The organism is Bacillus sp. DB-2, assembly GCF_003315125.1.
Lineage (GTDB): Bacteria > Bacillota > Bacilli > Bacillales > Bacillaceae_G > Bacillus_A > Bacillus_A mycoides.
Genome location: NZ_QNRN01000004.1, coordinates 186,140 through 212,789, shown reverse-complemented (window position 1 = coordinate 212,789; position 26,650 = coordinate 186,140). Strand labels below are relative to the sequence as shown.

The window sequence follows — 26,650 nt, the reverse complement described above, 5'->3', positions numbered from 1 at the left end:
AGTTATGAATATTAAGGGGGAAAAAATGATGACGAAAGTATATGCATCGATGGCAGGAAATGTTTGGAAGATTGTTGTAGGAGTAGGAGATACAGTAGAGGAAGAGCAGGATGTCGTCATTTTGGAATCTATGAAAATGGAAATTCCAATCGTTTCAGAAGAAGCCGGAACTGTTATGAAAATTAACGTACAAGAAGGCGATTTTGTAAATGAAGGAGATGTATTACTAGAAATTGAATAGGGAGATATAGGGGGAAGCGAATTGAAACTACCTAATTTTGCTGTCATTAAAGAAGTCGGGCCGCGTGATGGCTTACAGAATGAAAAAAAGATTGTTGGCACAAAAGATAAAGTAAAATGGATTCAACTACTTACAGAAGCGGGATTGTCGTACGTTGAAGTTTCCTCATTCGTTCACCCTAAATGGGTTCCTGCATTAGCAGATGCAAGTGATGTATTTTCTGAGCTAAAAAGGGATCCAAATGTTACATATGCAGCGCTTGTTCCGAATCAAAATGGTTTGGAACGAGCTTTTTTGCAAAATGTAGATGAGGTGAATGTTTTTTTATCAGCAAGTGAATCTCACAATAAAAGTAATATTAATAAATCTATTAAAGAAGCATTAGCTGTAATTGAAGATATAACAAAACAGGCAATATTCGGAGGTAAAAAGGTAAGAGGCTATGTTTCTACTGTATTTGGATGTCCTTATGAAGGGGATATAAGTGCCACAGCAGTTGACGAAATATGTAATCAACTATTTTCATACGGCATTTATGAAGTTTCTCTCGGTGACACGATTGGTGTAGCGAATCCATTACAAGTAGAACAAGTATTAGAACATCTATTAAAGAAGTATGATGCTTCGCAGTTTGCAATGCATTTTCATAATACGTATGGAATGGCTCTGGCGAATGTAGTTAAGTCTTTAGAATATGGTATTACAACGTTTGATAGTTCTTGTGGTGGACTCGGAGGATGTCCTTATGCACCAGGAGCATCGGGTAATGTTGCTACTGATGACTTAGTGCATATGCTCCATAAGCTGGGAGTCCAAACTAATATTGATGAAGAAAAGTTATTGAGAGCTAGTCAGTTTATTCAAAGTAAGTTAAATATCCAATTACCGAGTCATGTGTATAGAGCGCTTCAACATAAAACGATAAGTAGGTGAGAAGATGCTACAATTACAAAACATTTCAGTTGACTATGTTACACCGCACGTTGTAAAGATTTCGTTAAATCGTGAAAGACAAGCAAACTCATTATCCTTGGCATTATTAGAAGAATTACAAACTATATTAACTCAAATAAACGAAGAATCAAATACGCGCGTTGTTATTTTAACAGGGGATGGCGAAAAAGCATTTTGCGCTGGTGCTGATCTAAAAGAGCGTGCCAACATGAGTGAAGAACAAGTTCGCCATGCTGTGGGTATGATTCGTTCTACTATGGAGATGGTGGAACAATTACCACAACCAGTTATTGCTGCTATTAATGGAATCGCACTTGGTGGAGGTACTGAATTAAGCTTAGCTTGTGATTTTAGAATTGCTTCTGACACTGCAAGTCTAGGTCTCACTGAAACTTCCCTTGCAATTATACCTGGGGCGGGTGGTACTCAGCGCTTACCTAGATTAATTGGAGTTGGTAGAGCGAAAGAATTAATTTATACTGGAAGACGTATTTCGGCGCAAGAAGCGAAAGAGTATGGTTTAGTAGAATTCGTAGTACCAGCTGATTTACTAGAAGAGAAAGCAATTGAAATTGCAGATCGAATTGCTAATAATGGTCCAATTGCCGTTCGATTAGCAAAAGAAGCAATTTCAAATGGTATTCAAGTAGATTTACATACCGGCTTACAAATGGAAAAACAGGCGTATGAGGGCGTAATCGATACGAAAGATAGATTAGAAGGATTACAGGCATTCAAGGAAAAACGCAAACCAATGTATAAGGGGGAGTAAATATGTTAGATCAAAAACAACAATCTAATTCATTTGAAGAACGGGTTGAAACAATTAAGCAAGGCGGGGCACCGAAATATCATGAACAAAACAAAGCAAAAGGGAAACTTTTTGTTCGAGATCGTTTAGCTCTTTTATTCGATAATGGTGAATATGTGGAAGATGCATTATTTGCAAATTGTGAACAAACTGGATTACCAGCTGATGGTGTTGTAACTGCGACTGGTAAAATACATGGTCGTACTGCGTGCGTAATGGCAAATGATTCGACTGTAAAAGCTGGATCATGGGGAGCACGTACAGTTGAAAAGATTTTACGTATTCAAGAAACGGCTGAGAAATTACGTGTACCGTTATTTTATTTAGTTGACTCTGCTGGGGCACGTATTACAGATCAAGTTGAAATGTTCCCTGGACGCCGCGGTGCAGGAAGGATCTTTTATAACCAAGTGAAATTATCTGGTAAAGTGCCACAAATTTGTTTATTATTTGGACCTTCAGCGGCTGGTGGTGCGTATATTCCAGCATTTTGTGACGTTGTTATGATGGTTGAAGGAAATGCTTCTATGTATTTAGGGTCTCCGCGTATGGCTGAAATGGTTATCGGTGAGAAGGTAACTTTAGAAGAAATGGGCGGAGCACGTATGCATTGCTCAGTATCAGGATGCGGAGATGTTTTATGTAAAACAGAAGAAGATGCAATTACGCAAGCAAGACAATATATTTCTTATTTTCCAAGTAACTATTTAGAAAAGACTCCTTTGATTACACCTCAAGAACCGAAACAGTTCGATAAAACGTTAGAAGAAATCATTCCAGAAAATCAAAATGCTCCTTTCAATATGAAAGATCTCATTAACAGAATTATTGATGAAAGTTCTTTCTTTGAAGTGAAAAAATTATTTGCTCAAGAACTAATTACAGGTTTAGCGCGTATTGATGGTAAGCCAATTGGCATTATTGCAAATCAGCCGCGTATGAAGGGCGGCGTTTTATTCCACGATTCAGCTGATAAAGCAGCGAAGTTTATAAATTTATGCGATGCATACCATATCCCATTATTATTCCTTGCAGATGTACCTGGATTTATGATTGGTACAAAAGTAGAACGTGCCGGAATTATTCGTCACGGTGCAAAAATGATCTCTGCAATGAGTGAAGCAACTGTACCGAAAATTTCTATCGTCGTTCGAAAAGCATATGGAGCTGGCTTATATGCAATGGCAGGTCCAGCGTTTGAACCAGATTGCTGCTTAGCATTACCGACAGCTTCTATTGCAGTAATGGGTCCAGAAGCAGCAGTCAATGCTGTATATGCAAATAAAATTGCAGCTTTACCAGAAGAAGAGCGTGCAAGCTTTATTGCTGAAAAACGAGAAGAGTATAAGAAAGATATTGATATTTACCGTTTAGCATCAGAGATGGTGATCGATGGTATTGTTCATCCAAATAATTTACGTGAAGAGTTAAAAGGACGATTCGAAATGTATATGAGTAAATATCAAGTATTCACGGATCGTAAACATCCTGTATATCCAGTTTAAAAGCCCTATTTAGGGCTTTCTTGCTCAAAAAGTCAAGGAGGGGAAAACATTGAAACAAGCAGTTTGGTTTCCAACAGAAGAATATAAAGAAAAAACGCGTTTATTTGGTTGGATGAAATCATTAGGCTATGAAGATTACGAAGCTTTTTATAATAAGTCAATTGAAGAAACAGCATGGTTTTGGGGAGAAGCTGAGAGAGCAGTTGGCTATCAGTGGATGAAACCATATACAGAAGTGTTAGATTTAGAAAATGGTACACCGTTTGCACAGTGGTATACTGAGGGAACTTGTAACGTTGTAGAATCTGCTTTATCTCGCTGGCTTGCAGACGATAAAATGAAAACACAAGCAGCACTTATGTATGAAGGGGAAAACGGAACTTCAAAATCATTTACATATGAAGAGCTTGATAGCTGGGTAAGCCGTGTTGCCAACGGTTTGAAACATGCTGGTATTGAAAAAGGTGATCGTGTAACAATTTACATGCCAATGATTCCTGAAACAGTTGTTGCTATGTTAGCGGTAATGAAAATTGGAGCGATTATTTCACCAATATTCTCAGGTTTTGCTGCTGATGCAGTAATGACACGTGTACAAGCAGCTGGTTCAAAAATGATTATTACCGCAGATGGCTTTTCACGCCGTGGGAAAATTGTTTCATTAAAAGATGAAGTAGATAAAGCTTGTGAACATTGTCCAACTGTTGAAAAGGTGGTAATTGTTCGTCATGCAGGAAATGATTTTACACCGCATAATTATGATTTTTCATGGAGTACGTTAGAAAAAGAAAAACCATTTAGACATGCTGAAGAAATGAACAGTGATGATCCATTAATGCTTATATATACATCTGGAACGACTGGTAAGCCGAAGGGGACAGTACACACACATGCTGGTTTCCCGCTAAAATCTGCATTTGATGCAGGATTTGGAATGAATATAAAGCAAGGCGACCGCGTATTATGGGTAACTGATATGGGCTGGATGATGGGACCATTTTTACTATTCGGCTCTTTAATTAATGGCGCAACAATGGTTATGTACGAAGGTGTTCCAGACTTCCCAGAAGCAGATCGCTTATGGGAGACAGTTGATAAATATGAAATTACTCATCTCGGTATTTCGCCAACGTTAATCCGTGCATTAATGGCAAAAGGTGATGAATATGTAAATAAACATTCGCTCAAGAGTTTAGAAGTATTCGCATCAACAGGAGAACCTTGGAATCCAGACCCATGGATGTGGTTATTTAATACAGTTGGTAAAGGTAAAGTACCAATTTGTAACTATTCAGGTGGAACTGAAATTTCAGGTGGGATTTTCGGGAATGTCCTAATTAAGCCGATCGCACCGATTAGTTTTAACGCATCTTTACCAGGAATGGCAGCGGTTGTACTTGATGATCGAGGTAAACCAATTCGAGATGAAGTCGGAGAATTATGTTTAGAAAAACCTTGGGTAGGTATGACGAAAAGTTTCTGGGAAGATGATGAACGTTATGTAAACACATATTGGTCACGCTTTGAAAATAAATGGGTTCATGGTGACTGGGTCATTTATGACGGTGAACAATATATCATTACAGGCCGTTCAGATGATACGTTAAACATTGCTGGAAAACGTATTGGACCTGCTGAATATGAATCTATTCTTGTGAAACATAATAATGTAATAGAAGCAGCTGCAATTGGTGTACCTGACGATGTTAAAGGTGAGGTTTGTCATTGCTTTGTAGTATTACGAGACGGTGTAATATTTACAGCAGAATTAAAGAAAGAATTAATGAGTTTAGTAAATTCTCATATCGGAAAAGCATTATGTCCAAAAGATATTCATGTTGTAGAAGATTTACCAAAAACACGTAATTCTAAAGTAATGCGACGTGTTATTAAAGCAGCTTACTTAGGAAAAGAGTTAGGCGATTTATCGTCACTAGTAAATCCTGAAGTAGTACCCTTCATTCAAGGACTACAGTCTAGCAAACTATAACATTACGAATGAGCTCTATGTAAATAGAGCTTATTTTTAATGTTCACAAAAAGTAATGAATAAAAGGAGAAATCCCTGGGGGACAGGGATTCGATAAGGGAGATAATATTGTCGTTCGATGTCGAAATTTGGCGTATCCGACAAATTAATATTATCACGAATTTTCAGGAGATTGTGATAGTGGATGTGTCAAAAATGTGTACGTGTTTCATATAAAAACATTATTTAAATAGGAAAAGGGAAAAGAATTAAGTTCACTCGTTCTTAAGATTTTTCCCTTTTAAATTTACTGTTTGTTCGTTGTTCTATATACATCTGAAATTGGTAAATCTTCGCCATGTAAAGCTTGAGTACTGTCCTTTTTATTTGAATCATGTGCCTCCTGAGATGCTTCTTGCAGTTGTTCTTGGGCCTTACTAGGAGTATTCAGCGCATCTAATGACACAGGATCAAGTTGTTGACTTAATAAATCTTTTTTATCCATGTTATGTAGCTCCTTTTTGAACTTAGATATAAAAACGAAGTGCTTTTAAATAGTTACGTGGGTATTATGTATCTTTGAATGGAATTATATACACAAACTATATTGAGAATTTAACTAATAATAAAAAGTACTTGTGATGACAAGCTTAAGAAATATAAAGATCATTAGTCCTTAATAAAAGCGTTATTTTAGTAGGGCGCAGATTAAATAGGACCTGTTGTACGGAACAAGTCCTTTCAAAAAGGACAACAGATAATGAATGGGGGTTACTTGAACATTTCTATTAGTGGTAACTAGATCCCATTCGTTGGATGCTACGAAATTTCATTTGAAAGGAACATCCCAATGATAAGATGAGCACTGTAAATCTGTGCTCATCTTATCAGAAATTGCTTAGTCCTTAAAAATAAAACCGTTACGGACAATTCACAATGGTAATAGTGACGTTTGCCATTGTTCCAGGAGAATCAAGAAGTGAAGCAGTAACGGTTACTGTTCCAGGCCCATTAGCGGCTAGAAATACAGCGGTAAAGTTACCTGAAGCATTGGTAATGACAGCAAGAGGAACCATGAAAGCAAGAGAAGGGTTACTAAATGAAAAACTGACTACTACTCCTGGAGTAGGACTACCGTTTACTAATACTTGACCCGAAAAAAATAAAGTATTATTTCCTTGAGTGGATACACATGCTGTGGTTTCGTTAGAAGTCAAGGTAATAGATGCAGGCCCAGCAGGAAGATTAAATCCAGTTGGTCCAGTTGGTCCGGTTGGTCCGGTTGGTCCGGTTGGCCCAGTTGGTCCAGTAGAACCGGTAGGGAATTGAAAGGGTGGAACAGGTGGAAGTGTAGGTCCAATAGAACCCGGATTAAGTGCAGCAAAAGATAAAAACTCGTCCATTATATATCACCTCTAAAAATCGTATTACTAATAGTAAATGTAATGATAGAGCAAAGTGAAATGGACAAGTGGCTGTATTTTAATAAATTAAACAAAATAGTTATTTGATAGAAAGAGAGATTAGTATGATTACTTTAGAAATTAAATATAAAAAGGCGATTATCTTCATATCGCCTTTTGGATAATACAGTGTAATTTTATTCAGTTATTTGAAATATAGTTTCATTCGGTTTGGAAAATCCATACAGCTTCCTTGCGAATTTTAAAACTTCTTCTTCACTACCTGTTAAAACTTTAACATCATTTTTAAGGGTATGACCATCTTTCTTTAAAGAAGATAATTTTTGTTGCTCCGTATTAACCGTGATTTGTTTTTCTTTAATCATTTCTTGCTGGTTATTAAGAGAATATTGAAGGACAAAAATTATAGGTAATATAAAAACTAAAGTAGTTATAATACGGCGTCTTGTTTTTTTATTATTACCTTGTTTGGTGTTAACGTTCACTTGCTGTGAGGGTATCTTAGGATTTGATTGTTGTGATGATATTTTTGGGATGTTTCCCATTAAAATGCCTCCATTACTGATTGTAGAATTTAAATCGTTTAAAAGTATTATAAATGTTCAATGGGAATTTTAGAAGATATTTTAATATAGGTGAGTTTTGTAAAGTTTAAACAAAATCCTTATTTAAATAAAAGGAACCCCGATTGTCTGCGGGGCTCCTAAGGGTAATCGTCAAGTAATGACGTACTCGACTAGTTAACGATATCATGAATTTTTTGGTAAATATACTGGTAAATGCGCCCAAATTAATGAGAGCATTATTTGAAACAAAAACGCTATTTTAATAGGGTGGGGAATAATGATGATTCCATGGGACAAACGAGTAAACGTTTTATCAAGGTGATTATTTTATTAAAGAGGGGACAGTTTTAGAGGTTAGTGAAAGGGTGAATAAATTATTAGGTTGGCTTCGGTGCATGTTAGCTCCAAACTATGAAAAAGTGTACGGCGATAGTACATAGCGACTTCGGTTGATTCGGGTAGATGATAATGAAGAATGATATAAAAATTTCATTTCGTAGAGAAATATGTTGATTAAGGATGGGCATTGAATATGCCATGTTTGTATGAATAAAGAGCAGAATTTGGCCTATATAAAGGTGTTGGAATTGTTCTAAAGGGGATCTACATAATTGCATATCCTGAATCCTCCAAGAAAACAGACTTTGAATTAAGGGTTCTATCTACGCGTATAGCGCTCGCTATCATTGGCGCCTTGGCTTTATGGATGCTTATAGTAATCTATATAAAATAATTCTTTTCTAATAAGAAATATACTAAAATATGAGAAAATGCTGTAATAATAATTATACATTTAGTCCTACTGGAAGAACCAGTGGACATCAAACTAAAAAGGGCGTTGTTATATTGCTCTGTAGTTTGGTGTCCGCTTTTTTATTTTTTATTAACAAAATAGATTAGTGGTGTTTTTATAAATGACGCAATTTCGTTTTTAGTATATAAAAAGAAGGTTTAGTACAAGTGTTTGTTTTTTTGTTTTTATGCTTTCGTCTCGTACACTTTTAAGCTAGTGGACATACTTTACTAATAGAAAGGATTAGGGGGTGAGGTTTTGGGATCTCGATTTAACAATTGTAAAAAGAAGTGTACATGTAAACAGGATGATTGTTGGGAGATATTCGAAGAGTGTAAAAAGGAAAAGCATGAGAAATGTGATAATTCTTGTGTACAAGGAATTAGAGATGAGCTTAAGAAATTAATTAATCAAACAGTTCAAATTAACACAGAGGGACGTACTTATGTAGGTACGGTGTCGTCTGTAAGCTGTGATGTTGTTAAGCTTGCAGCTATTCCTGGATCAGTTGGAGTAATTATCTCCATTTGTAAAATTGAAGCAATTTTCCCGCCTGTTACAACGGTTACTGCTGAGTTTGATTTTAATGGTGTTGACGTAGCAAACAAAGCTTAATAATACTGTTTTTTGTAAAGTCATTCTTATGAATGGCTTTATTTTAATTTGTTATAAAAGGAGAATATATTCTTTATATAGAATTAAGTTTGAGTTTATAAATAATGATGTACGAAAGGAGAATGAGAGTGATTAGACTAGAGCACTTTAAAAGAACGGATTTTAAGCAATTAATAAATTGGATTAATTCCGAACAATTTTTAATACAGTGGTCAGGAAATGCATTTACATATCCTTTAAATGAACAGCAATTAGATAAATATATAGAAAGTGCAAATACACTCGCTTTCAAAGTAATAGATGAAAAGTCTGAAGAAGTAATTGGTCATATTTCACTTGGGCAAATAGATAATATAAATAAGTCTGCTAGAGTTGGAAAAGTGTTAGTTGGTAATACGAAAATGAGAGGGCGTTCAATAGGAAAACATATGATGAAAGCAGTACTTTGTATTGCTTTTGAAGAATTAAAACTACATAGGGTAACTCTTGGTGTTTATGATTTTAATACGTCGGCCATTTCATGTTATAAAAAAATAGGATTTGTAAAAGAAGGGTTATTAAGAGATTCAAAAAAAGTAGGAGAAACGTATTGGAATTTATGGGAAATGAGTATGTTAGAATATGAATGGAACAATAAATAACAATAATATTTTATAATTATATTATGTTAACAAAAGGGGTTTGGTGGGAAATAATGAATAAAAAAACTAAAATAATTTCAATCGCAGCTGTTTCAGGGGGAGGTAAAACTACAATTACAGAAAGATTAACTCGTGAGTTGAAAAACTCAAAGGCTCTATATTTTGATAGTTATAAATTTGATAACTGTCCCGCAGATATTTGTAAATGGATTGATGATGGAGCAAATTATGATGAATGGGTACTTACACCATTAATTCATGATATTCAGCATCTTATACGAGATGGTAATGTAGATTATATTATTGTAGATTATCCTTTTGCATACTTAAATAGTGAAATGCGACAATTCATTGATGTAACTATATTTATCGATACACCTTTAGATATCGCAATGGCTAGAGGAATTTTGCGAGATTTTAAAGAAGGTACAATGGACGAAATACATAATGATTTAAAGCATTATATAACATATGCTAGAAAAGCTTATTTGGAGGCGATTCATACTGTAAAGCCAAATTCAGATATTGTTTTGGATGGATCTTTACCTGTCGGTGAAATAATTGATCAAATTGTAGAGGAACTTAATCTGAGAGAAGTGATCGTCAATGATTAAATGTATAGAAGAATATGTGCAAGTTGATGACTTTAAAATATATACGAAAATATTCCAAGGAAAGAAGCTGCAGCCTGTTATTATAATGGAAGCAGGTTATGGTGATTATTCAAAGGCATGGGATCGTATTGCGGAAGGGCTGACGGAATATGGGAAGGTACTTACATATGATAGAGCTGGATTAGGAAAAAGCGGGAAGAGTTCCAAGCGGCGTATTAGTTCTGAAATGGTAAAAGAATTAAGAGCTTACTTAAAACAATTACAACTTAAGCCACCCTATATTTTTGTAGGACATTCCTTTGGGGGTATAAATATACGTTTATTTACAACTTTTTATCCTGAAGATACGATGGGAGTAGTTTTAGTTGATGCGACACCAGAAAATTATAAAGAAGATTTTTTGCCAATAATGTCTCCAGAATTTCAAGAAGCTTACTACAAACAATTTGTATATGAAAGTTCATATGAAGAGTTTATGTTTAGTCTAGGTGAAGCAGATCGACATTGTAAGTCAATGAGAGATATTCCACTTGTCGTGTTAGCTGCTGGAAAAAAAGATTTTTATTCAGCAGATGCACAACTGAAATGGTTACAATTGCAAGAAGAATTATTACAATTATCAACCAATAATAAATTTATTATTGCAGAAAATAGCGGTCACTATATTCAAAAAGATGAGCCACATTATGTAATAGATGCTGTTAAGCGGATCCTTGGGGTAGGGGAGAGATAAATGTGTACACTTTATTTCAATATAATTGGCAAGTAAGAGATGATTGGTTTAAGTGGTGTGAACAGCTTACAGAGGAGGAATTGCTTCGCAAACGTGTTGGAGGTGTTGGGAGTATTTTAGAAACAATTTTCCATATTGTAGATGTTGAGTATAGCTGGATTAGTGCGCTTCAAGAAAAAGAGGATAACGAACCACAGTTTAAAGGTTATCAATCAATCAAAAAAGTGAAAGCATTATCTGATTTATATAGACGAGAATTAGATAACTTTTTGCAGTCATGGTCTGGCGACTTCGAATCAAAAATATTGAAAGCTTCATGGACAGATAAATCATATAAATACGGTGAAGTTTTAAGGCATGTAATTGCACATGAAATTCATCATATTGGTCAGATATCTATATGGGCAAGAGAATTAAATCTTCAGCCCGTTTCAGCGAATTTAATTGGAAGAGGATTGTAGATTTAGAAACCGACTTGCAGTGTAAACGCAAGTCGGTTTTTATATATAAGAAGATTTCTTAATTAAAATCCTCGGCTTTTTTTTGACGTATATATAAAAACATTAAGATTGTAATGATGAAAAAGATCATAATCGTTTGTATGATTAAATTTTTAAACTGAAACAATATTGTCCAAGATGTAACAGCATCTTTAAAAGCTTGGAGTGCAGAGTACGAGGAAGGATCAAAACCGTACTGAAGTAACTTTTTTGTTTCAATAAAAGTACTGTTTTCATCACCGGCGTCTAATATTACTGAAATAAGTCTAGTATCTCCTCGTGTGGCTGTACTGACAAAACTATAATTACCATTAGTTGAAAAACTAGTTTGTAAGCCGTCAACACCTTGGAGTTTAATGTTTTTATTAAGGGAATATATCATTTTATTTGTATTGAAAACTTTTGAATCTTTGAAGGTAAATTGGTAAGAAGTTAGTTTCGTAACATTCAATACATCTGGAAAGTCTTTTACTAATTGTGTTGCTAGTTTAGCGACGTCTATCGATGTTGTAGTTGATTGTTTATTCGTATCGTTATTAATTCCAGTAGCATTTAGAAACGGGGATGGTTGTGATAACTTTAGTTGTTTTGCTTTGTCATTCATTAAAAGTGTAAAGTTATCTTCGTTTCCAGCAATGTGTTCTGCAAGGGCAAGTGCGGAACGATTATTCCCTGTCAAAAACAATGCATGAAGTAAATCACGAACCGTCGTTTTATCTTTCGAAGTTACTTGTATAGGACTCGTTTCTGCTCGGAAAACTTCGTTACTTATTTTTACTAATTCATCTAACTGTATTTTTCCTTCATTCAGTTGTTCCAGTGCGATATACTCTGTCATTAATTTAGATAAAGTAGCTGATTGTATAGGAGTTTCTTCATTTTTTTTATAAACAATCTCACCAGAATTAGTATCTATTAAAGTAGCTGATTTAGCTTGAATAATTGGACCATTTACATAAAGATAAAAATATAAAACGATAAGTGCAGTAATAAGAAAAGATAATAATAAAACTGTTATTTTTTTTAAGAATTGCATTAGCGATCCTCCTACTATTACATCAATAATATTATTGTAAAAAGGAATGCTTAATTAGGAAGAAAGAAAAGGTAAAGAATTTCTAAAGAATTTTAAGGAATTCTTTAATTTTGGATATTGATGGAATATAAAAGGTTCAATTTCTGATATGATAAAAAATTGAACCTATAAATATGTGGTATTAAGCTTTATAAGGGAGTAATTTTACAGTGAAAGTTGTTTTTTTATCATCGCTATATACTTCAATTGTTCCTTTATGCAATTCAACAATACTTTTTGCAATTGCTAATCCGAGCCCAGATCCACCAGTGTTTGTTGAACGTGATTTTTCAACACGATAAAAACGTTCAAAAATATGAGGTAAATCAGTACTAGGGATAGGTTGTCCGTAATTTGTTATATCAATTGTAATCATGTTATTGCTTTCGTAAGCGGTAATATCAATATGATCTCCATCATTTCCATAAGTAATAGCGTTTATGATTAGATTTTCAAACACACGTACTAATTTATCCCCATCAGCTAGTACCATTAGCTTTTGAGATGGGAAAGAAGGGCGACATTCAATATTAGCTTCTTGAAGCTGTATCCGAAATTGGACAGTTAATTGTCCAAGCAATTCTACAATATCAATGGGAGCAGAATATAAACTTAACTCTTTATTTTGAACGCGTGTATATTCAAACAAGTCATTCATTAATGCATTAAGACGAGTTACTTTATCGTAAATGACTTGAATATAGTAACGTAATTCTACTTCATCTCTATAATTATCATGATGGATTAAATTTACGTATCCAACTATAGATGTAAGAGGGGTTCGTAAATCATGTGATACATTTGTAATAAGTTCGCTTTTTGCTTGTTCTGCCTGTCTTTCTTCATCAATTGATACTTTTAATTGCTCAATAATTTGATTGACCCCAGTTGCCAGTTCTTCTAAATAATTATGGTGTACGATGGAAACTTTATGATTAAAGTTTCCACTTGCAATATACCGAATCTCTTCAATCATTTTTTTTATACAAGTTTCATAGTAAACCTTTCTTTCATGACGATAAAAAATGTATAAATAGGATGAGAAAATAGAAAATAAAAACAAATAAGATACAATCATCATCCATAAAGACTCTTTTAATCCAATATATTTTTCATGACCAAAAATTCTAATGAATTCTTTTCCTAGTTCGCTTAGAGTAAGTGAACTCTCAATTACACTCGTTACGAGGCGAAATATAATTAATTCGGTAATTGGTGTAAGAGTGATAGCTAATAAAAGCCAAAAAATAAGCTTCCACTTTGGTATATCTTTTAATATATCAAATGCTTCATTTCTCAATTTTATATCCTACTCCCCAAACCGTATGAATTAGTTTTTCACCATTCATTACGGTTTCAAGTTTATCGCGTAAATTACTAATATGGACCATTACCGTTTTATTAGAACCATAACCATCTTCATTCCAAACTCGTTCGAATATCTCTTCAGAGCTAAATACTCTTCCAGTATTACTCGCTAGTAAATATAAAATATCAAATTCGATAGAGGTGAGTTTAATATATTCTCCATTTACTTTAACAGTATGATTATGTTTATGTATTTCAACAGAACGAATACGAATAATACCATCTTCATTCTTTTGGGAAGTAGCATTTTGGAAAGAGGATCTTCGTAATAAAGCTTTCACTCTAGCCACTAATTCTAGTGGATTAAACGGTTTAATCATATAATCATCTGCGCCGGTCATAAGTCCTAAAATTTTATCCATATCTTCAGCCTTTGCACTAAGCATAAGGATAGGTACAGTATTATTTTCACGCACTTCTTGACAAACTTCCAATCCGTTTCGTTTTGGCATCATAATATCTAAAAGCATAAGGTCAACTTCATATGTACATATCATTTGTAATGCTTCATCACCATCATAAGCTTTATAAATGTTATAGCCTTCATTTCGTAAATAAACAGCCAGTAATTCTACAATATCTTTATCATCATCAATAATTAATATGTTTTTATTCATCATATAGTTCCTTTCCTTGCGAATCATCAATATTACTATAATATCAAACATTTATGTATTTTGTAGTAATGTTTCTACATTAAATTTCACGTAACGTATTAAAAAGGAATTAATACAATTATAACGAATACAAAATAAGAAGGATATTTAAATTTCATATTATATTGAAAGTTAGTTATAAGGGGGACTTGCTATGTTATATAATGATATATATTCATTTACTCCAACTGGAAAAATAGAAAATGATATTAAAGCTTTTCTATTAAAATACAATAAAGAATTTACATATAAACATTCAATTCGTGTGGCAAATGAGGCGAGAAAAATTGCGGGAATATTTTATGAAGATGAAGAAAAAGCAGCGATTGCAGGGTGTTTACATGATATTAGTGCAATCTTTCCGAACGAGGAGCGGATTGCAGTTGCTGAAAAATTTGGAATAGAAATATTACAAGAAGAACGAGAATTTCCAATGATTATTCATCAAAAATTATCGAGAGTAATTGCAAAAGAGATATTTAAAATAGAGGATGAAGAAGCTTTAAATGCTATCTGTTGCCACACTACTTTGCGTAAACATGCTACAAAGATGGATTTAGTACTATTTGTTGCTGATAAATTAGAATGGGATCAAATAGGGACACCTCCATATTTAATAAATGTAAAAAAAGCTTTAGGAAACTCTTTAGAACATGCTGCTTTTGTATATATTTCATATTTGTGGGAAAGAAAAGATACATTAAAAGTCATACACCCGTGGTTAGAAGAAGCATATTGGTATTTAAAAGAAATTGTAGAGTAGAAAGGGTATAAAAATGCAATTAAAAGAATATATGAATCAAACATTCCCAGGAGTTACATTAGTACCGTCCATATACTTTCAGTGGGAAAATCATCTTCATTTTGATTTTGGGAAAGATAAATATCAATTCAAAGAAGATGGTAACACGTATAATATGGAATATTTCACACAACTATATAGGTATAATAAAAGTCTATTTAAAGATATATTTTCAAAAGAAGATACCGTCTTTTTAGTCACAAATGTTTATCGATTTAAACAGGAAAATATAAAAAATGCGCAGAAAATAAATGTATACAATAGGTTTATTAAAAAGAGGGATTTAAAGTTTCATATAAGACAAGAAACATTCCCTTTTCTATTTGAAGATGAAGAAGCTGACTTATATTGTACATATCAATTTTCTTTACAATGTTTTGCAGAAGATATTAAATATGAACGGCTCATTGAAGCTGTTAATCATGAAGATTTCCCTGACCTACGTCCACGCTTAGGACGAAAAAAAGAAATTTCATATCCAGATGTATTTTTTATAAATGTAACAAAGGATATTATCATGTTTATTTATGGTGATAGAGGATGTGAAGTAATTGCGAAGAATAAAGAAAAGATACGGGATTTATATGAGAAGTATAAAGAGTGGATACCAGAATATGAACGAGAGAGTATAGATGACTTATTTACATGAAAATAGGAGGAAGTGAAGTGTGTAATGAAAAGGATCGCAATTGTATCTGCATGGGAACCAGAGCTTACGTATTTGCATCAACATTATCCAAGTGAGCGTGTAGAAAAAATAGCAGCTTGGGAATTTCATTTTCATTCTATTAATGAATTAGAAGTTATTTCAGTTGTAACTGGTGTCGGTAAAGTAAGTTGTGCTAGTTGTGTACAACTATTAATAAGTGAATTCCAACCAGACCAGTTATTTATGACAGGGATTTGCGGGAGTTTATCAGATAAGGTGAAAAATGGACACATCGTTGTAGCTCTTAATACTTTACAGCATGATGTTGCAGCGGCTGGTTCAGGAGAAGATAGTTTTAATCTATATGATGGTAGAACAGCACCTATTGAAACAACTAAATCACTCGTAAAACGAATGAAGAAATTACGTTCGTATGACCCGGTCCATTTTGGTACATTTCTATCTGGAGATCAACGTATTCGAAGTTCAGAAATGAGGTATTTACTTCATACTGTATACGGTGCTTTAGCTGTTGATCAAGAAGTGGCAGCATTTGCTTATGTATGTCATGTAAATAAAAAACCATTCCTATGTTTAAAAGCTGCCTCAGATCAAGCGAATGACAAAACGAAAGAAGAACAAAAGGTTTTTAAAATGTTAGCATGTGAACGAGCATGTGAGCATTTAATTACTTTTTTACGTGTTTATGAGATTACTGTAGTAAATAATAGATAGTTAGAGGGTTTTAATATTGGAAACTATAAATAAAATAGCAATTCTTGGTGCGAATGGTAAAGCTGGAAAATTCATCGTAAATCATGCGTTAGAAAAGGGATATCAAGCAAAAATATTAACGAGAACTTCTAAAAATATGACGATAACTAATGAAAATATAGAGACTATCAGTGGGGATGCCCGCGATTTTTCAGTCATACAGGAATTACTTCAAGGGTGTAAAGCTGTGATTAATGCGGTGGGTCAGCCGAAAAATGAACCTTATATTTTTAGCACAGTTACGAAGCATATTTTAAAAGTAATGAAGGAATATGAAATGAAGCGCTATATTCTTATTTCTGGAGGCTCCTTAAATGTAGAAGGAGATCAGAAGGGAATTGTAAATAAAATAGGGGCTAATTTGTTTCGATTATTTCTTTCAAAGATGATGAGGGATAAATATAAAGAATTGGAAATTATACAAAGTAGTGATGTAGATTGGACAATTGTTAGATTACCATTTGTTATAGAGGGAAATGACATTAAAAATATAAAAGAGAGTCTAGTAGATATGCCAGGAATGAAAATCCAAAATGGAGATATTGCACCGTTTGTTTTAAAACAAATAAATAGTAAGACATATGTAGCGAAATGTCCATTTATTTCAAATTAAGAGGTGAAATAACATTGATTACGTATTATGGAGAGCTTTGTACAAAAATATATGAAAGTGATAAATCAATTGCTGTTGGAAAAGAATTAGATTTCTATCTTTCGTTTGCAAAAGACAAAAACATGGCAGTGTTAGAACCGATGTGTGGAAATGGTAGAATGTTAATTCCCTTTATGCAAAATGGTGTGAATATAGAAGGGTTCGATATTTCGAAAGATATGCTTAACGTTTGTAAAGATAAAGCAGAAAAATTAAACTTAAAACCGGTTGTGTCACAAGGAAGAATAGAAGAATATCATAGTGATAAAAAATACGATCTTATTATGATTCCTATCGGTTCATTTTCACTTTTACCAAATAATTTAGTAGACGTTAGTCTTCAAAATATGAAAAATAACTTAAAGGAAAATGGAAAATTACTTCTTACAGTTGTACAAGGTGGAAGTGAGACAGAACAAATTTTAGATTGGATAGAGACAAATAGAAAAGAAATTAACAATGAATTAATTGTTGAGTATAGAAAAGTTTCATATGATAAGGCGCAAAAACTTTTAAATATTATACTGAAATATGAAATCATTCATGATGAGAAAATAGTAGAAACAGAGATTATGGATTTTCCTATAAGACTATATGATTTAAAAGAATTTGAAAATATACTTATTACTAATGGGTTTAGTCAAATTGTTGTTCATGAAATAAAAGATGGATATGGTGAAGGTAATTCATTTCATGTATTTGAATGCAGTTTATAACAAGTCAAAGCGGGGGATTATACTTATATGATTCAATACAAAAGATGTAGTGAAGTAAGTATAGATTTAGTGTATAAAGCTTTTAAGGATGGATTTTCAGATTACATTATTAAAATGGAAGTTTCAAAAGAAGATTTTATTAAAAGATTTTTTGGACCAGAAGGGAATATGCTAGAACACTCCTTTCTTGCTTTAGACAGTGACAAATGTGTTGGTGTAATACTTGGTGGTATTAAGGTATATGAAAGTATAAAAACAATGCGCTGCGGAACATTAGCTGTTCATCCAGAGTTTCGAGGCATTGGTGTAAGTCAAAATTTATTTGAGTTACATAAAGAAGAAGCGACACAAAATAAATGTAAGCAGCTTTTTCTTGAAGTTATTGTAGGAAACGATCGGGCGATTCATTTTTATAACAAATTAGGTTATGAAAAAGTATATGATCTTTCTTATTATAATTTAAATGATTTAACTAAAATAATGAATAAAGGTAATAAAAATATTGAAGTAAAACAATTAGAATTTCCAACATTTAAAGTTGAAATTCAGAAATGGTTAAACTTCCATATAAATTGGCAAAATGATATTGATTATATCGAAAAAACAAATCATACATTTTACGGTGCATATGTTGATAGTGATATAAAAGGCTCTGTATGTGTAAATGAACAAGGAAAAATTAGTTTTATTTTCATAGACAAAGACTATAGAAATATTGGTGTTGGGACGAAATTATTACAGGTAGCAAGTGAAGAATTAAAGTTATCAAGTTTATCAATTGGGTTTCCAAACAACAATTTACTGGAAGGGTTTTTAAAGAAATTTGGATTTGAAAAGAATTCTTTAGCGCAATATGAAATGTATTTATTGCTATAAAAGCGGAAGGAATTATTCTTTTCGCTTTTTATTTTGCACTATAAACGTTTTTGCTGTATGTGGGAGGATAAGTAAAAACAACAGAAGTTTTGTCACCTATCTTATTGAGCTAACTGGCACTTTAGTTGAAAAAGGAAAATATATGGTAAACATAGAATATATTAATACATTAAAAGATTTATGGGGTGAAAGTGATGGCAATTAAGCAAGACGAAATTAAAGTAGTAGTCGGAGCTGGAGTGTTTAATAATAATCCAGGTTGGGTTCAAACTCAAGAAGATGAACTTAATTTACTAGAGAATACCACTTGGGAAGAAAGATTTGAATACAATTCCATTTCAGCTATTTTAGCTGAGCATGTATGGGAACACCTTACGTTTGAAGAAGGTGTAAAAGCAGCTGAAATTTGTTATAAATTTTTAAAACCAGCAGGGCATATTCGGTGTGGTGTTCCTGATGCGTTTTTCCGAGATGAAGCATATCAAAATATAGTTCAAATAGGCGGGCCTGGTCCGAAAGATCACCCAGCAGCAAGTCATAAAATTGTTCATAATTATAAAACATTAACGAAAATGTTTGAAATTGCTGGATTTGAGGTAGTTTTACTTGAATATTGTGATGAAAATGGTCAATTTTATTACACAGAATGGGATGCGAATGACGGCGTTATTTTCCGTTCAAAAAGGTATGATTCTAGAAATCAAGGAGATAAACTAGGATTTCCATCTTTAATTGTTGATGCAATTAAACGTTAAGTCATTCAACTAAAGCAGGTGTTAGTTATATCAGTTCATTAGTCGCAAATGCGGCTTTTTTTATTTGTGCTGTAATCCTAAGTTTAACATGGAAGCAAACATACATAATAAGTGATTTTGAACATTACATAACTTGATTTGAATACTATATTAGCCCTTATTAACACCATTTATCTTAAAGGAAATTGCTTTTAAATATTTAATGGAAATATCATGTAAAATAAATAAATCAACGTTTTCTCATGTTGAATTTTTTTGTGGAAATGTTGAGGTACGCCTATTGTAATAAACATATGGAGAGAATATATAATAAATCAATGTTCAAATTACCAATCACACATTAAATTAATATTTCATTGCCATAGAGATTTCTTTTATACATAAATTCGTGTAAAATAAAATAAGAACATACATTCCGTATACAAGTAGGAGGCAATAAATATGTTGGCTGAAATAGAGAAACAAACTGACGGCTATATTGTGAAATTTGAACGTCAATTTTCTTATACAATAGAAGAAGTTTGGTCTGTTTTAACTGAAAACAGCAAGGTTAAAAAATGGATGTCTAATTTACAGATTGAAAACCTTAAAACAGGTGGAATTATAAAGTTCGACATGATGGATGGTTCATTTTTAAATATTGATATTTTGGAGTGCCAACTAAATTCAGTACTTGAATTCACATGGGATAAAGATCGTGTCCGATTTGAAATACATAAAGAGGAAAATGGTTCTCTTTTACTACTTAAAGAATACATTCATGAATTAACTGACCATACACCGAAAGATATAGCTGGTTGGCATATTTGTCTTGACCTTTTTTCTTCAGTTTTAGAAGGAGAAGAGAAGGTGTTTTCAAAAGATGAGTGGGAATATTGGTTTGATAATTATAATAAGGTTGATGAGTTGAAAGATTAGGGATTAAATTCATGGTATTTATTATATAATTATTATATTATAAAAATGATTTTGTGGAAAAATAAGAATAGAGGTTAATATGAAAGTAAATCAATTAATTGCTAATAACATAAATAAACTTGATACTGTTATTCCGTTTAATAAATCACTTGGTATTGCTGGTTTATCTGGATCTGGAAAAACAACTCTTTGTCAAACAATTGGTGAAGAATCAAAGAAGCGTCTAGTTTCCTTATTGCCAAAGGCTGAATATCAATATTTATTTCCTAATATTATGGAAACTAATTTTAGTGCCATTAAGATGGAGGAAATACCTTTAGTACTTTTTTTAGGGAAATCATCAATTTCTTCCAATCCGCGTTCGACGATTGGTACTCATACAGGTGTTTTTAAAGAGATTCGTGAAAAACTAGCGGAAGAATTTAATCTTTCTCCTGAAGTCTTTTCATTTAATAATCAATTAGGTTGGTGTGCTGGCTGTAAAGGGCGTGGTACTACTAAAAATATTGAGTGTAAAAAATGTAAGGGGAAACGTTATAGTGAAGAAGTTGAACAACGTACTATTGAGTTATTTGCTAAATCACATACAATTTCGGATATTAACGATTTAAGTGTTGAATCTATTCTTTCATTAGCAGAAGAATTAAATATTAGTGAAGCAAAACAACATATATTGCAAAATATTATCAATATGAACATTGGTTATTTAACATTAAATCGAATTATGGGTACGTTGTCAGGTGGAGAATTAACACGACTTTACTTAGCTGAATTCATGGCAGTTAGTGAAAATACTGTAATTATTATTGATGAGATTTCAGTTGGACTTGATAATGAAACATTGTTACAAATATTAGAAGAGATCAAGCAATTAGGGTGTAAAAATCAAATCTGGCTCATTGATCATTCAGATACAGTACTGGATACAACAGATGAGCAATTGTTCTTCGGACCTGGTAGCGGAAAATATGGTGGACAAATCGTGAAAGAATCACCAAGACCAAAACCAATACTATCGGAACGAAATTACGAAATGCCAACAGAATATTATACATTCCATGAATTATATTGCCGAAATATCCAAATGACTGAGTTTCAGATTCCTAAAAATAGACTTGTAACTGTTACGGGAGAGTCTGGATGCGGGAAATCTACACTTGTCAATGAGTGTTTAGCTACAGATTTCTTGAAACGATATCCAAAAGATAAACTAGTTATGGTAGGGCAAGATCGAAACCAATCGATTACAAGTCGATCAACTGTAGCAACTTTCCTAGATGTTAAAAAGAAACTGACAAAGTATAGTGAAGAAATTGATGATATTTTTGAGCGCTCAATTGAGGATATTATTGATGAAATTCCAAATGAAGATATTGCGTATAAACGCTTGAGCCTACTAATCAAAGTAGGACTGGGATATTTAACATTAGAACGAAAAACACAAACATTATCAACGGGTGAGTTTCAATGTGTTCATTTAGTTTCTGAGTTATTTGCAAAAACAAGAAATCCACATACATTGTTTATTTTTGATGAGCCTTCAAAAGGTTTATCGCAAAATATTTTAAATCAATTTATAGATAGTGTTAGAGGGATATTGCAAGATGAATCAGTCTCTATCATAATGATTGAGCATAACAGTTACATGCTAGAAAGCTCTGATTATATTGTCGATTTTGGAAAAAGACAGGTTGAATCTATAGAGCATCTTGATGTAGTAAGTCATGAGGATTATTATCGTCAAAAAAGCAGTGTGAATAATGCTGAACAAATACACATTTCTTCAACGCTTAAGCGTAAAGAAGGAGTTCACTATTTAAAAGAAAATCATATTAACTATTTTAAAAATGCTGAAAACGTTTATAAGGGTGGTATTTTAAAAAGCTTATCATCAATGGCACGATTAATTTATGGTGAATATGAATCTGATACAATGGCACCTGTTGTTGCTATTGATCTCGAAAGACATTTGTATAGTCAATATAGTTTCTTATATGAAATTGGTGGATTGATCAATCATATTGTAGCTGCTCATCCGACTAATAAAGATACGAGAAGTTTCGATTTCTATTCTCAGGATAATCATTGCCCATCTTGTTCTGGACGTCTTCAAATTGAAGTTTTTGATAAAGAAATTACAATTCAAGATAAAAACGTTCCATTTTGGGATGGTCTATTCGATCCGGAAATCATGAAAGTATTAAAATTTTATCAATATGAAAAAATAGAATTTCTATTTGAAGAAATTAAAAATGAGCTTGGTCATGATTTGACGAAAAGCTATAATGGTATGTCTGAGGAAGAGAAACATACATTTTGGTACGGCTATTTTGATAAGTCCTTTTATGATAAGAAAGGAAAGACACGTAGAACATGGGTAGGATTTAATACGATTATTGGCGGGTATATTGTTATTTCAAAAGCAGCTATTAAAGAAGATATTAAGACTTCTAAAGAAATGATGACATGTCCAATTTGTAAGGGGACTTTATTAAATCACCATAAACCACTTAATTTTGGAGATACAGATATTCGTGAAATTATTAATCAGCCGCTTAACGAAGTATTAAAATTTGTAGGAGATTTGCCTGTACTCGTCAAATTGAAATCTATCGTAGGTGACGATATGATTATGACAGAAGATGTTTCTTTATTACCTAGAAATATACAAGTCGCACTGAAAATGTTTGAATTAGAACAAGCAAGCTTTTCAAACTATGAAATGGTATTACAAAATGTATTACCATTCTGGGGCGAAATTAAAGGTAATGTCGAATCAATCAGCAATAATAATAAGGTGACTATTTGTGATTTCCAAAATATCAATGAAACAAGAGAAACCATTATAGATAAGTATTTCACAAATGGAAAATATAAAAAACTAACATATGTGTATGAAGCATTTGGTTACAAAAAATTAGTTACCCAAATTAATAAAATTAAAAAAAGTAACCCATGTCCATTCTGTAACGGAAAAAAAGTAATAACAGAAGATAACCTGCATGACGGCGTGTTCAAATTAACAATTCCGTGTGTAACTTGTAATGCAAGTGGTATTAACGATGAAGGACGTAAAGAAATTGTCGATGGCATAGACGTAGAAACATGGTTAACTGGAAAAGTTAGTGATGTTGTGGATGAAAGCTTACGAACTGAGGATGTTGCAGACATTCTAATATTTAATCGAATTCGTGAGTTGAATAAGCGAGAAATGATGGCAGTTTATGAATGTCTTGAGAAAAATAATTAAATTAAGAAGAATAAAAAATAGTGGTCAGTTAGGGATTAAAAACTCATTTGCAATAATCTGCAAATGAGTTTTTATGTTGAAGAAGAGTTTCTTTAAACGTGTTAAGGTAGATAAATAATAGAGCAAGAAAAATCTATTTGTAATACCAATATAAATTATTCTTAAATTTTAAACTGAAAGATATTACAGGTTGGCATTTATGTTTAAGTTTTGTTAGTCTTTCTAAGATGTAAATACATTTATCTGTTAGAGTTAGTTTTAAATCATTAATTATGATCATTTATTATATAATTATTGACGTATAAAAATGTTTTTTGGGGATAACAATTTAGGTTATTTGGATAATAAACAAAAGGAATATGCTACATGGTTAGTGATTGTATAATTATTAGAATTTTTAAATTTAACAGAAATATATACTTGAATGAAGTATATATTTCTGTTAAATTTATCCTATGGATAGAACAAGTTTAATTAAAGGGAATTTAGAAATGTGTGTATTGTCTATTTTGTCTACAAAGAAAAGTTATGGTTATGAAATTATGAAAGAACTTGAAGTACATAATTTAAAATTGAAAGGAGTAGGAAGTATTTATCCCATTTTAACTAAACTGAAAAATCAAGAGTGGGTTAATACTTATCAAGAAGTAACAGACAGTGGTAAAGTTAGGATTTATTACGAAATTAATGAAAATGGAAAATTACGTCTTGAGAAGAAAGTTAATGAATGGTTAGAGTTGCAATCTGATATTAAAATATTATTAAAGAGTGGTTTGAAAGGAGACCTTCTGAAATGAGGAATGAATTAAAAGATAAAGAACAGCAATTTTTAACTGGCGTACTTAAGGAATTAAAGCAATACGATATAAGTTTAGAAGAAAGGGAAAATATTAAACAACAAATTTTAGAGCATATCCAAGAATGTCGTGAAAATGGGGAGGATAGTATAAATGATCTAGGTACGCCTCAATTATTTGTTCAAGATTTTTTAGAAATAAATGAAATTGACCTACAAGTTAAAATGAGACAACTTCAAAATGAAAAGGGAAATTCGAGCACATTTATCTTAGGTGGCATATTCATCGCAGTTATTACTTACCTCATCTCACAAACTACACTTTCACTATTTTTAACTGAATCATTTAACGGAACTAATAGCAAAAATACATTTAATTATAATCTTTTATATCGTATAGCAGAGAATCAATGGTGGAACTATGTATTAATAATGTTTAGTTTTACGCTCTCTATATTAGTATTTATTAGCCTAGTAAGTTATAAAAAAAGAAAGCTATCTAAAGTATAATGAAGAAAACTATCTATAAACTATTTCAAATTTGTATACTTTGTAATGTATTAATATTATGTATCGTACATCCAAAAGTTTATGCTCAGCAAAATATTAAAGTTACATTAGATAAGTATATTGAAAAATTTATAAAGGAACAGAACATTCCTGGAGCTTCCGTTGCAATTGTACATCATAAAGATGTATTCTTTACAAAAACATGGGGGATTACTGGGGAGTCTGAAAAAAAGGTAACTAGTAAAACCCCATTTGCGATTGGCTCAATAAGTAAATCTTTAACAGCTTTAGCTATAGTCAAGTTAATAGAAGATAAAAAAATAAAATTAGAGGATTCAGTTCAACAACATCTTCCTTCGTTTAAACTAAAAGATACACAATCAACTTCAAATATAACAATCCAACATCTACTAACTCATACAAGTGGAATAAACACATATGAAGGCTTAGCATTATCAGATAAACAATTGAAGAGTTCTAAAGCATTAAAGGAAAATGTAATGAAACTTTCAAAAGTAAAATTAAATGCCCCACCAGGTGAAAAATATCAATATAGTAATGCAAATTATATGATACTTGGTGCCCTTATTGAGGCAGTCACAAATGAAACATATTCTTCATATATAGAAAAGTATGTTTTTCAGCCTTTAAAAATGAATGGCGCAGCGGCAAATAAAGAAAGTGCATATGAAAAAGGCTATTTGATAGGTTATCAGTCGTTGTTTGGTATACCAAGAAAAAGTGTAGTGTCTTATGATAATGCTGGAGCACCGTATGGTTATATTACCGCGAATTTGGAAGATATGATTCAATTTATAATGTTTTTGAATCACCAAGACCACACTCAATTTTTAAAGAAAGAAAGCATGGATCTTTATCTATCACCGCTTTATAAAATAAATTCAGAAAAAAGTTATGGGTTTGGATTAAGAACAACAAATATAAATGTAAGCGAAACGATGGTTTGGCATTCAGGATCAACGCCTGATGCTCGTGCAGAAATGTTTACTTTAAATAAAAGTGGCTGGGCTGGTGTGATTTTAACGAATAAAAATCATGTATTAGAAGAAACAGCACTAACGGTATTGAAAAAGGGGATTATTAGTATTTTGAATGGGGAAAAACCTGGTGATATCCCTAAAAACATACCATTCACACAAATTGTTATGTCGATAGTCACACTCTCACTCATTACTACATCAATTATGTTAATGAAAAAGTATAAACGTAAGAAAACTTGTAAAACACAAACTTGGCTGTTCGTTGGGAGTATATTTCTACTATTATCTAGTATTTTGATCCCACTTCTTATTTATTGCACAAATTCACCGTGGCATACGATTAAATTGTTTGCAGCAGATGTAGCTTTACTCGCTAGTATTACAGTAATATTATTAGCTGTGAACGGACTAATATCAATATTTATAGCCCTGAGGAGCAAGAAAGTATAAGGGTAAATAATTGAAGAAATATAATTTAAGTTGTTA

General features: G+C 32.4%; 28 protein-coding genes. 22 read left to right on the top strand and 6 right to left on the bottom strand.

The window, feature by feature from the left end:
• Positions 1 to 25: 25 nt before the first annotated feature.
• Genes DET63_RS08860 through DET63_RS08840 form a run of 5 tightly spaced genes read left to right on the top strand, consistent with a single transcriptional unit; the run spans position 26 to position 5,501 of the window.
• Entirely contained in the window at positions 26 to 241 is a 216-nt protein-coding gene (locus DET63_RS08860; protein ID WP_001985297.1) for an acetyl-CoA carboxylase biotin carboxyl carrier protein subunit, read from the top strand.
• A gap of 21 nt (positions 242 to 262) precedes the next feature.
• Entirely contained in the window at positions 263 to 1,174 is a 912-nt protein-coding gene (gene mvaB, locus DET63_RS08855) for a hydroxymethylglutaryl-CoA lyase (RefSeq protein ID WP_113936468.1), read from the top strand.
• A gap of 4 nt (positions 1,175 to 1,178) precedes the next feature.
• Entirely contained in the window at positions 1,179 to 1,967 is a 789-nt protein-coding gene (locus tag DET63_RS08850) for an enoyl-CoA hydratase (protein WP_113936467.1), read from the top strand.
• 2 nt (positions 1,968 to 1,969) lie between these two features.
• Positions 1,970 to 3,511, top strand: coding sequence for an acyl-CoA carboxylase subunit beta (locus DET63_RS08845; protein ID WP_113936466.1), 1,542 nt, complete (start codon positions 1,970 to 1,972; stop codon positions 3,509 to 3,511).
• Positions 3,512 to 3,560: 49 nt separating this feature from the next.
• Positions 3,561 to 5,501, top strand: a complete 1,941-nt coding sequence (locus tag DET63_RS08840; protein WP_113936465.1) for an AMP-binding protein — start codon at positions 3,561 to 3,563, stop codon at positions 5,499 to 5,501.
• Positions 5,502 to 5,787: 286 nt separating this feature from the next.
• Here the strand turns inward: DET63_RS08840 and DET63_RS08835 are convergent, their stop codons facing one another.
• From DET63_RS08835 to DET63_RS08825, 3 genes are all read right to left on the bottom strand, one after another.
• Positions 5,788 to 5,985, bottom strand: a complete 198-nt coding sequence (locus DET63_RS08835; protein WP_113936464.1) for a hypothetical protein — start codon at positions 5,983 to 5,985, stop codon at positions 5,788 to 5,790.
• A gap of 415 nt (positions 5,986 to 6,400) precedes the next feature.
• Positions 6,401 to 6,883 carry an exosporium leader peptide-containing protein gene (locus tag DET63_RS30905; protein WP_113936463.1) on the bottom strand — a complete coding sequence of 161 codons (483 nt, stop codon included), beginning with the start codon at positions 6,881 to 6,883 and terminating at the stop codon, positions 6,401 to 6,403.
• Between the two features lie 197 nt (positions 6,884 to 7,080).
• Positions 7,081 to 7,449 carry an FtsB family cell division protein gene (locus DET63_RS08825; protein ID WP_113936462.1) on the bottom strand — a complete coding sequence of 123 codons (369 nt, stop codon included), beginning with the start codon at positions 7,447 to 7,449 and terminating at the stop codon, positions 7,081 to 7,083.
• A gap of 1,072 nt (positions 7,450 to 8,521) precedes the next feature.
• Between DET63_RS08825 and DET63_RS08820 the strand changes: the two genes are divergently transcribed.
• From DET63_RS08820 to DET63_RS08800, 5 genes are all read left to right on the top strand, one after another.
• Positions 8,522 to 8,878 carry a hypothetical protein gene (locus DET63_RS08820; RefSeq protein WP_002136449.1) on the top strand — a complete coding sequence of 119 codons (357 nt, stop codon included), beginning with the start codon at positions 8,522 to 8,524 and terminating at the stop codon, positions 8,876 to 8,878.
• 104 nt (positions 8,879 to 8,982) lie between these two features.
• Positions 8,983 to 9,519, top strand: coding sequence for a GNAT family N-acetyltransferase (locus tag DET63_RS08815; RefSeq protein ID WP_113936461.1), 537 nt, complete (start codon positions 8,983 to 8,985; stop codon positions 9,517 to 9,519).
• Between the two features lie 53 nt (positions 9,520 to 9,572).
• Positions 9,573 to 10,133 carry a nucleoside/nucleotide kinase family protein gene (locus tag DET63_RS08810; protein ID WP_113936460.1) on the top strand — a complete coding sequence of 187 codons (561 nt, stop codon included), beginning with the start codon at positions 9,573 to 9,575 and terminating at the stop codon, positions 10,131 to 10,133.
• Positions 10,126 to 10,866 (top strand): alpha/beta fold hydrolase, encoded by a 741-nt coding sequence (locus DET63_RS08805; RefSeq protein ID WP_113936459.1) that lies wholly within the window; start codon positions 10,126 to 10,128, stop codon positions 10,864 to 10,866. The genes DET63_RS08810 and DET63_RS08805 overlap by 8 nt, the downstream gene beginning before the upstream one ends.
• A 2-nt stretch (positions 10,867 to 10,868) precedes the next feature.
• Entirely contained in the window at positions 10,869 to 11,327 is a 459-nt protein-coding gene (locus DET63_RS08800) for a DinB family protein (RefSeq protein ID WP_002136455.1), read from the top strand.
• A 58-nt stretch (positions 11,328 to 11,385) separates the two neighbouring features.
• Here DET63_RS08800 and DET63_RS08795 read toward each other — a convergent pair whose 3' ends face one another.
• From DET63_RS08795 to DET63_RS08785, 3 genes are all read right to left on the bottom strand, one after another.
• On the bottom strand, positions 11,386 to 12,402 hold the full coding sequence (locus DET63_RS08795; RefSeq protein WP_002136457.1) for a D-alanyl-D-alanine carboxypeptidase family protein: 1,017 nt from the start codon (positions 12,400 to 12,402) through the stop codon (positions 11,386 to 11,388).
• Positions 12,403 to 12,583: 181 nt separating this feature from the next.
• A complete protein-coding gene (locus tag DET63_RS08790) occupies positions 12,584 to 13,741 on the bottom strand; it encodes a sensor histidine kinase (RefSeq protein ID WP_002085430.1) in 1,158 nt (385 codons plus the stop codon).
• On the bottom strand, positions 13,731 to 14,426 hold the full coding sequence (locus DET63_RS08785) for a response regulator transcription factor (protein WP_002016575.1): 696 nt from the start codon (positions 14,424 to 14,426) through the stop codon (positions 13,731 to 13,733). The genes DET63_RS08790 and DET63_RS08785 overlap by 11 nt, the downstream gene beginning before the upstream one ends.
• Before the next feature lie 193 nt (positions 14,427 to 14,619).
• Here DET63_RS08785 and yqeK point away from each other — a divergent pair, with 193 nt between their 5' ends.
• The 12 genes from yqeK to DET63_RS08720 all read left to right on the top strand — a co-directional run bounded on the left by yqeK (position 14,620) and on the right by DET63_RS08720 (position 26,614).
• The gene (gene yqeK / locus DET63_RS08780; protein ID WP_113936458.1) at positions 14,620 to 15,228 is read left to right on the top strand and encodes a bis(5'-nucleosyl)-tetraphosphatase (symmetrical) YqeK; all 609 of its coding nucleotides are present in this window, start codon (positions 14,620 to 14,622) and stop codon (positions 15,226 to 15,228) included.
• Positions 15,229 to 15,241: 13 nt separating this feature from the next.
• Positions 15,242 to 15,916 carry a DUF3885 domain-containing protein gene (locus DET63_RS08775; RefSeq protein ID WP_016091378.1) on the top strand — a complete coding sequence of 225 codons (675 nt, stop codon included), beginning with the start codon at positions 15,242 to 15,244 and terminating at the stop codon, positions 15,914 to 15,916.
• Between the two features lie 24 nt (positions 15,917 to 15,940).
• Complete coding sequence (gene mtnN / locus DET63_RS08770) at positions 15,941 to 16,651, top strand: 5'-methylthioadenosine/S-adenosylhomocysteine nucleosidase (RefSeq protein ID WP_113936457.1); 711 nt, start codon at positions 15,941 to 15,943, stop codon at positions 16,649 to 16,651.
• Between the two features lie 16 nt (positions 16,652 to 16,667).
• On the top strand, positions 16,668 to 17,303 hold the full coding sequence (locus DET63_RS08765; RefSeq protein WP_113936456.1) for an SDR family oxidoreductase: 636 nt from the start codon (positions 16,668 to 16,670) through the stop codon (positions 17,301 to 17,303).
• Positions 17,304 to 17,317: 14 nt separating this feature from the next.
• On the top strand, positions 17,318 to 18,058 hold the full coding sequence (locus DET63_RS08760) for a class I SAM-dependent methyltransferase (protein WP_113936455.1): 741 nt from the start codon (positions 17,318 to 17,320) through the stop codon (positions 18,056 to 18,058).
• 27 nt (positions 18,059 to 18,085) lie between these two features.
• The gene (locus DET63_RS08755) at positions 18,086 to 18,934 is read left to right on the top strand and encodes a GNAT family N-acetyltransferase (protein WP_113936454.1); all 849 of its coding nucleotides are present in this window, start codon (positions 18,086 to 18,088) and stop codon (positions 18,932 to 18,934) included.
• Positions 18,935 to 19,125: 191 nt separating this feature from the next.
• On the top strand, positions 19,126 to 19,689 hold the full coding sequence (locus DET63_RS08745) for a class I SAM-dependent methyltransferase (protein WP_113936452.1): 564 nt from the start codon (positions 19,126 to 19,128) through the stop codon (positions 19,687 to 19,689).
• A 441-nt stretch (positions 19,690 to 20,130) separates the two neighbouring features.
• Positions 20,131 to 20,607, top strand: a complete 477-nt coding sequence (locus DET63_RS08740) for an SRPBCC family protein (protein ID WP_113936451.1) — start codon at positions 20,131 to 20,133, stop codon at positions 20,605 to 20,607.
• Between the two features lie 79 nt (positions 20,608 to 20,686).
• Complete coding sequence (locus tag DET63_RS08735) at positions 20,687 to 23,857, top strand: ATP-binding cassette domain-containing protein (RefSeq protein ID WP_113936450.1); 3,171 nt, start codon at positions 20,687 to 20,689, stop codon at positions 23,855 to 23,857.
• 455 nt (positions 23,858 to 24,312) lie between these two features.
• Positions 24,313 to 24,654: a PadR family transcriptional regulator gene (locus DET63_RS08730; RefSeq protein ID WP_002085418.1), complete on the top strand. Its 342-nt coding sequence runs from the start codon at positions 24,313 to 24,315 to the stop codon at positions 24,652 to 24,654.
• Complete coding sequence (locus DET63_RS08725) at positions 24,651 to 25,163, top strand: DUF1129 domain-containing protein (RefSeq protein WP_113936449.1); 513 nt, start codon at positions 24,651 to 24,653, stop codon at positions 25,161 to 25,163. The genes DET63_RS08730 and DET63_RS08725 overlap by 4 nt, the downstream gene beginning before the upstream one ends.
• Positions 25,163 to 26,614: a serine hydrolase domain-containing protein gene (locus DET63_RS08720; protein ID WP_113936448.1), complete on the top strand. Its 1,452-nt coding sequence runs from the start codon at positions 25,163 to 25,165 to the stop codon at positions 26,612 to 26,614. The genes DET63_RS08725 and DET63_RS08720 overlap by 1 nt, the downstream gene beginning before the upstream one ends.
• Positions 26,615 to 26,650 lie beyond the last annotated feature (36 nt).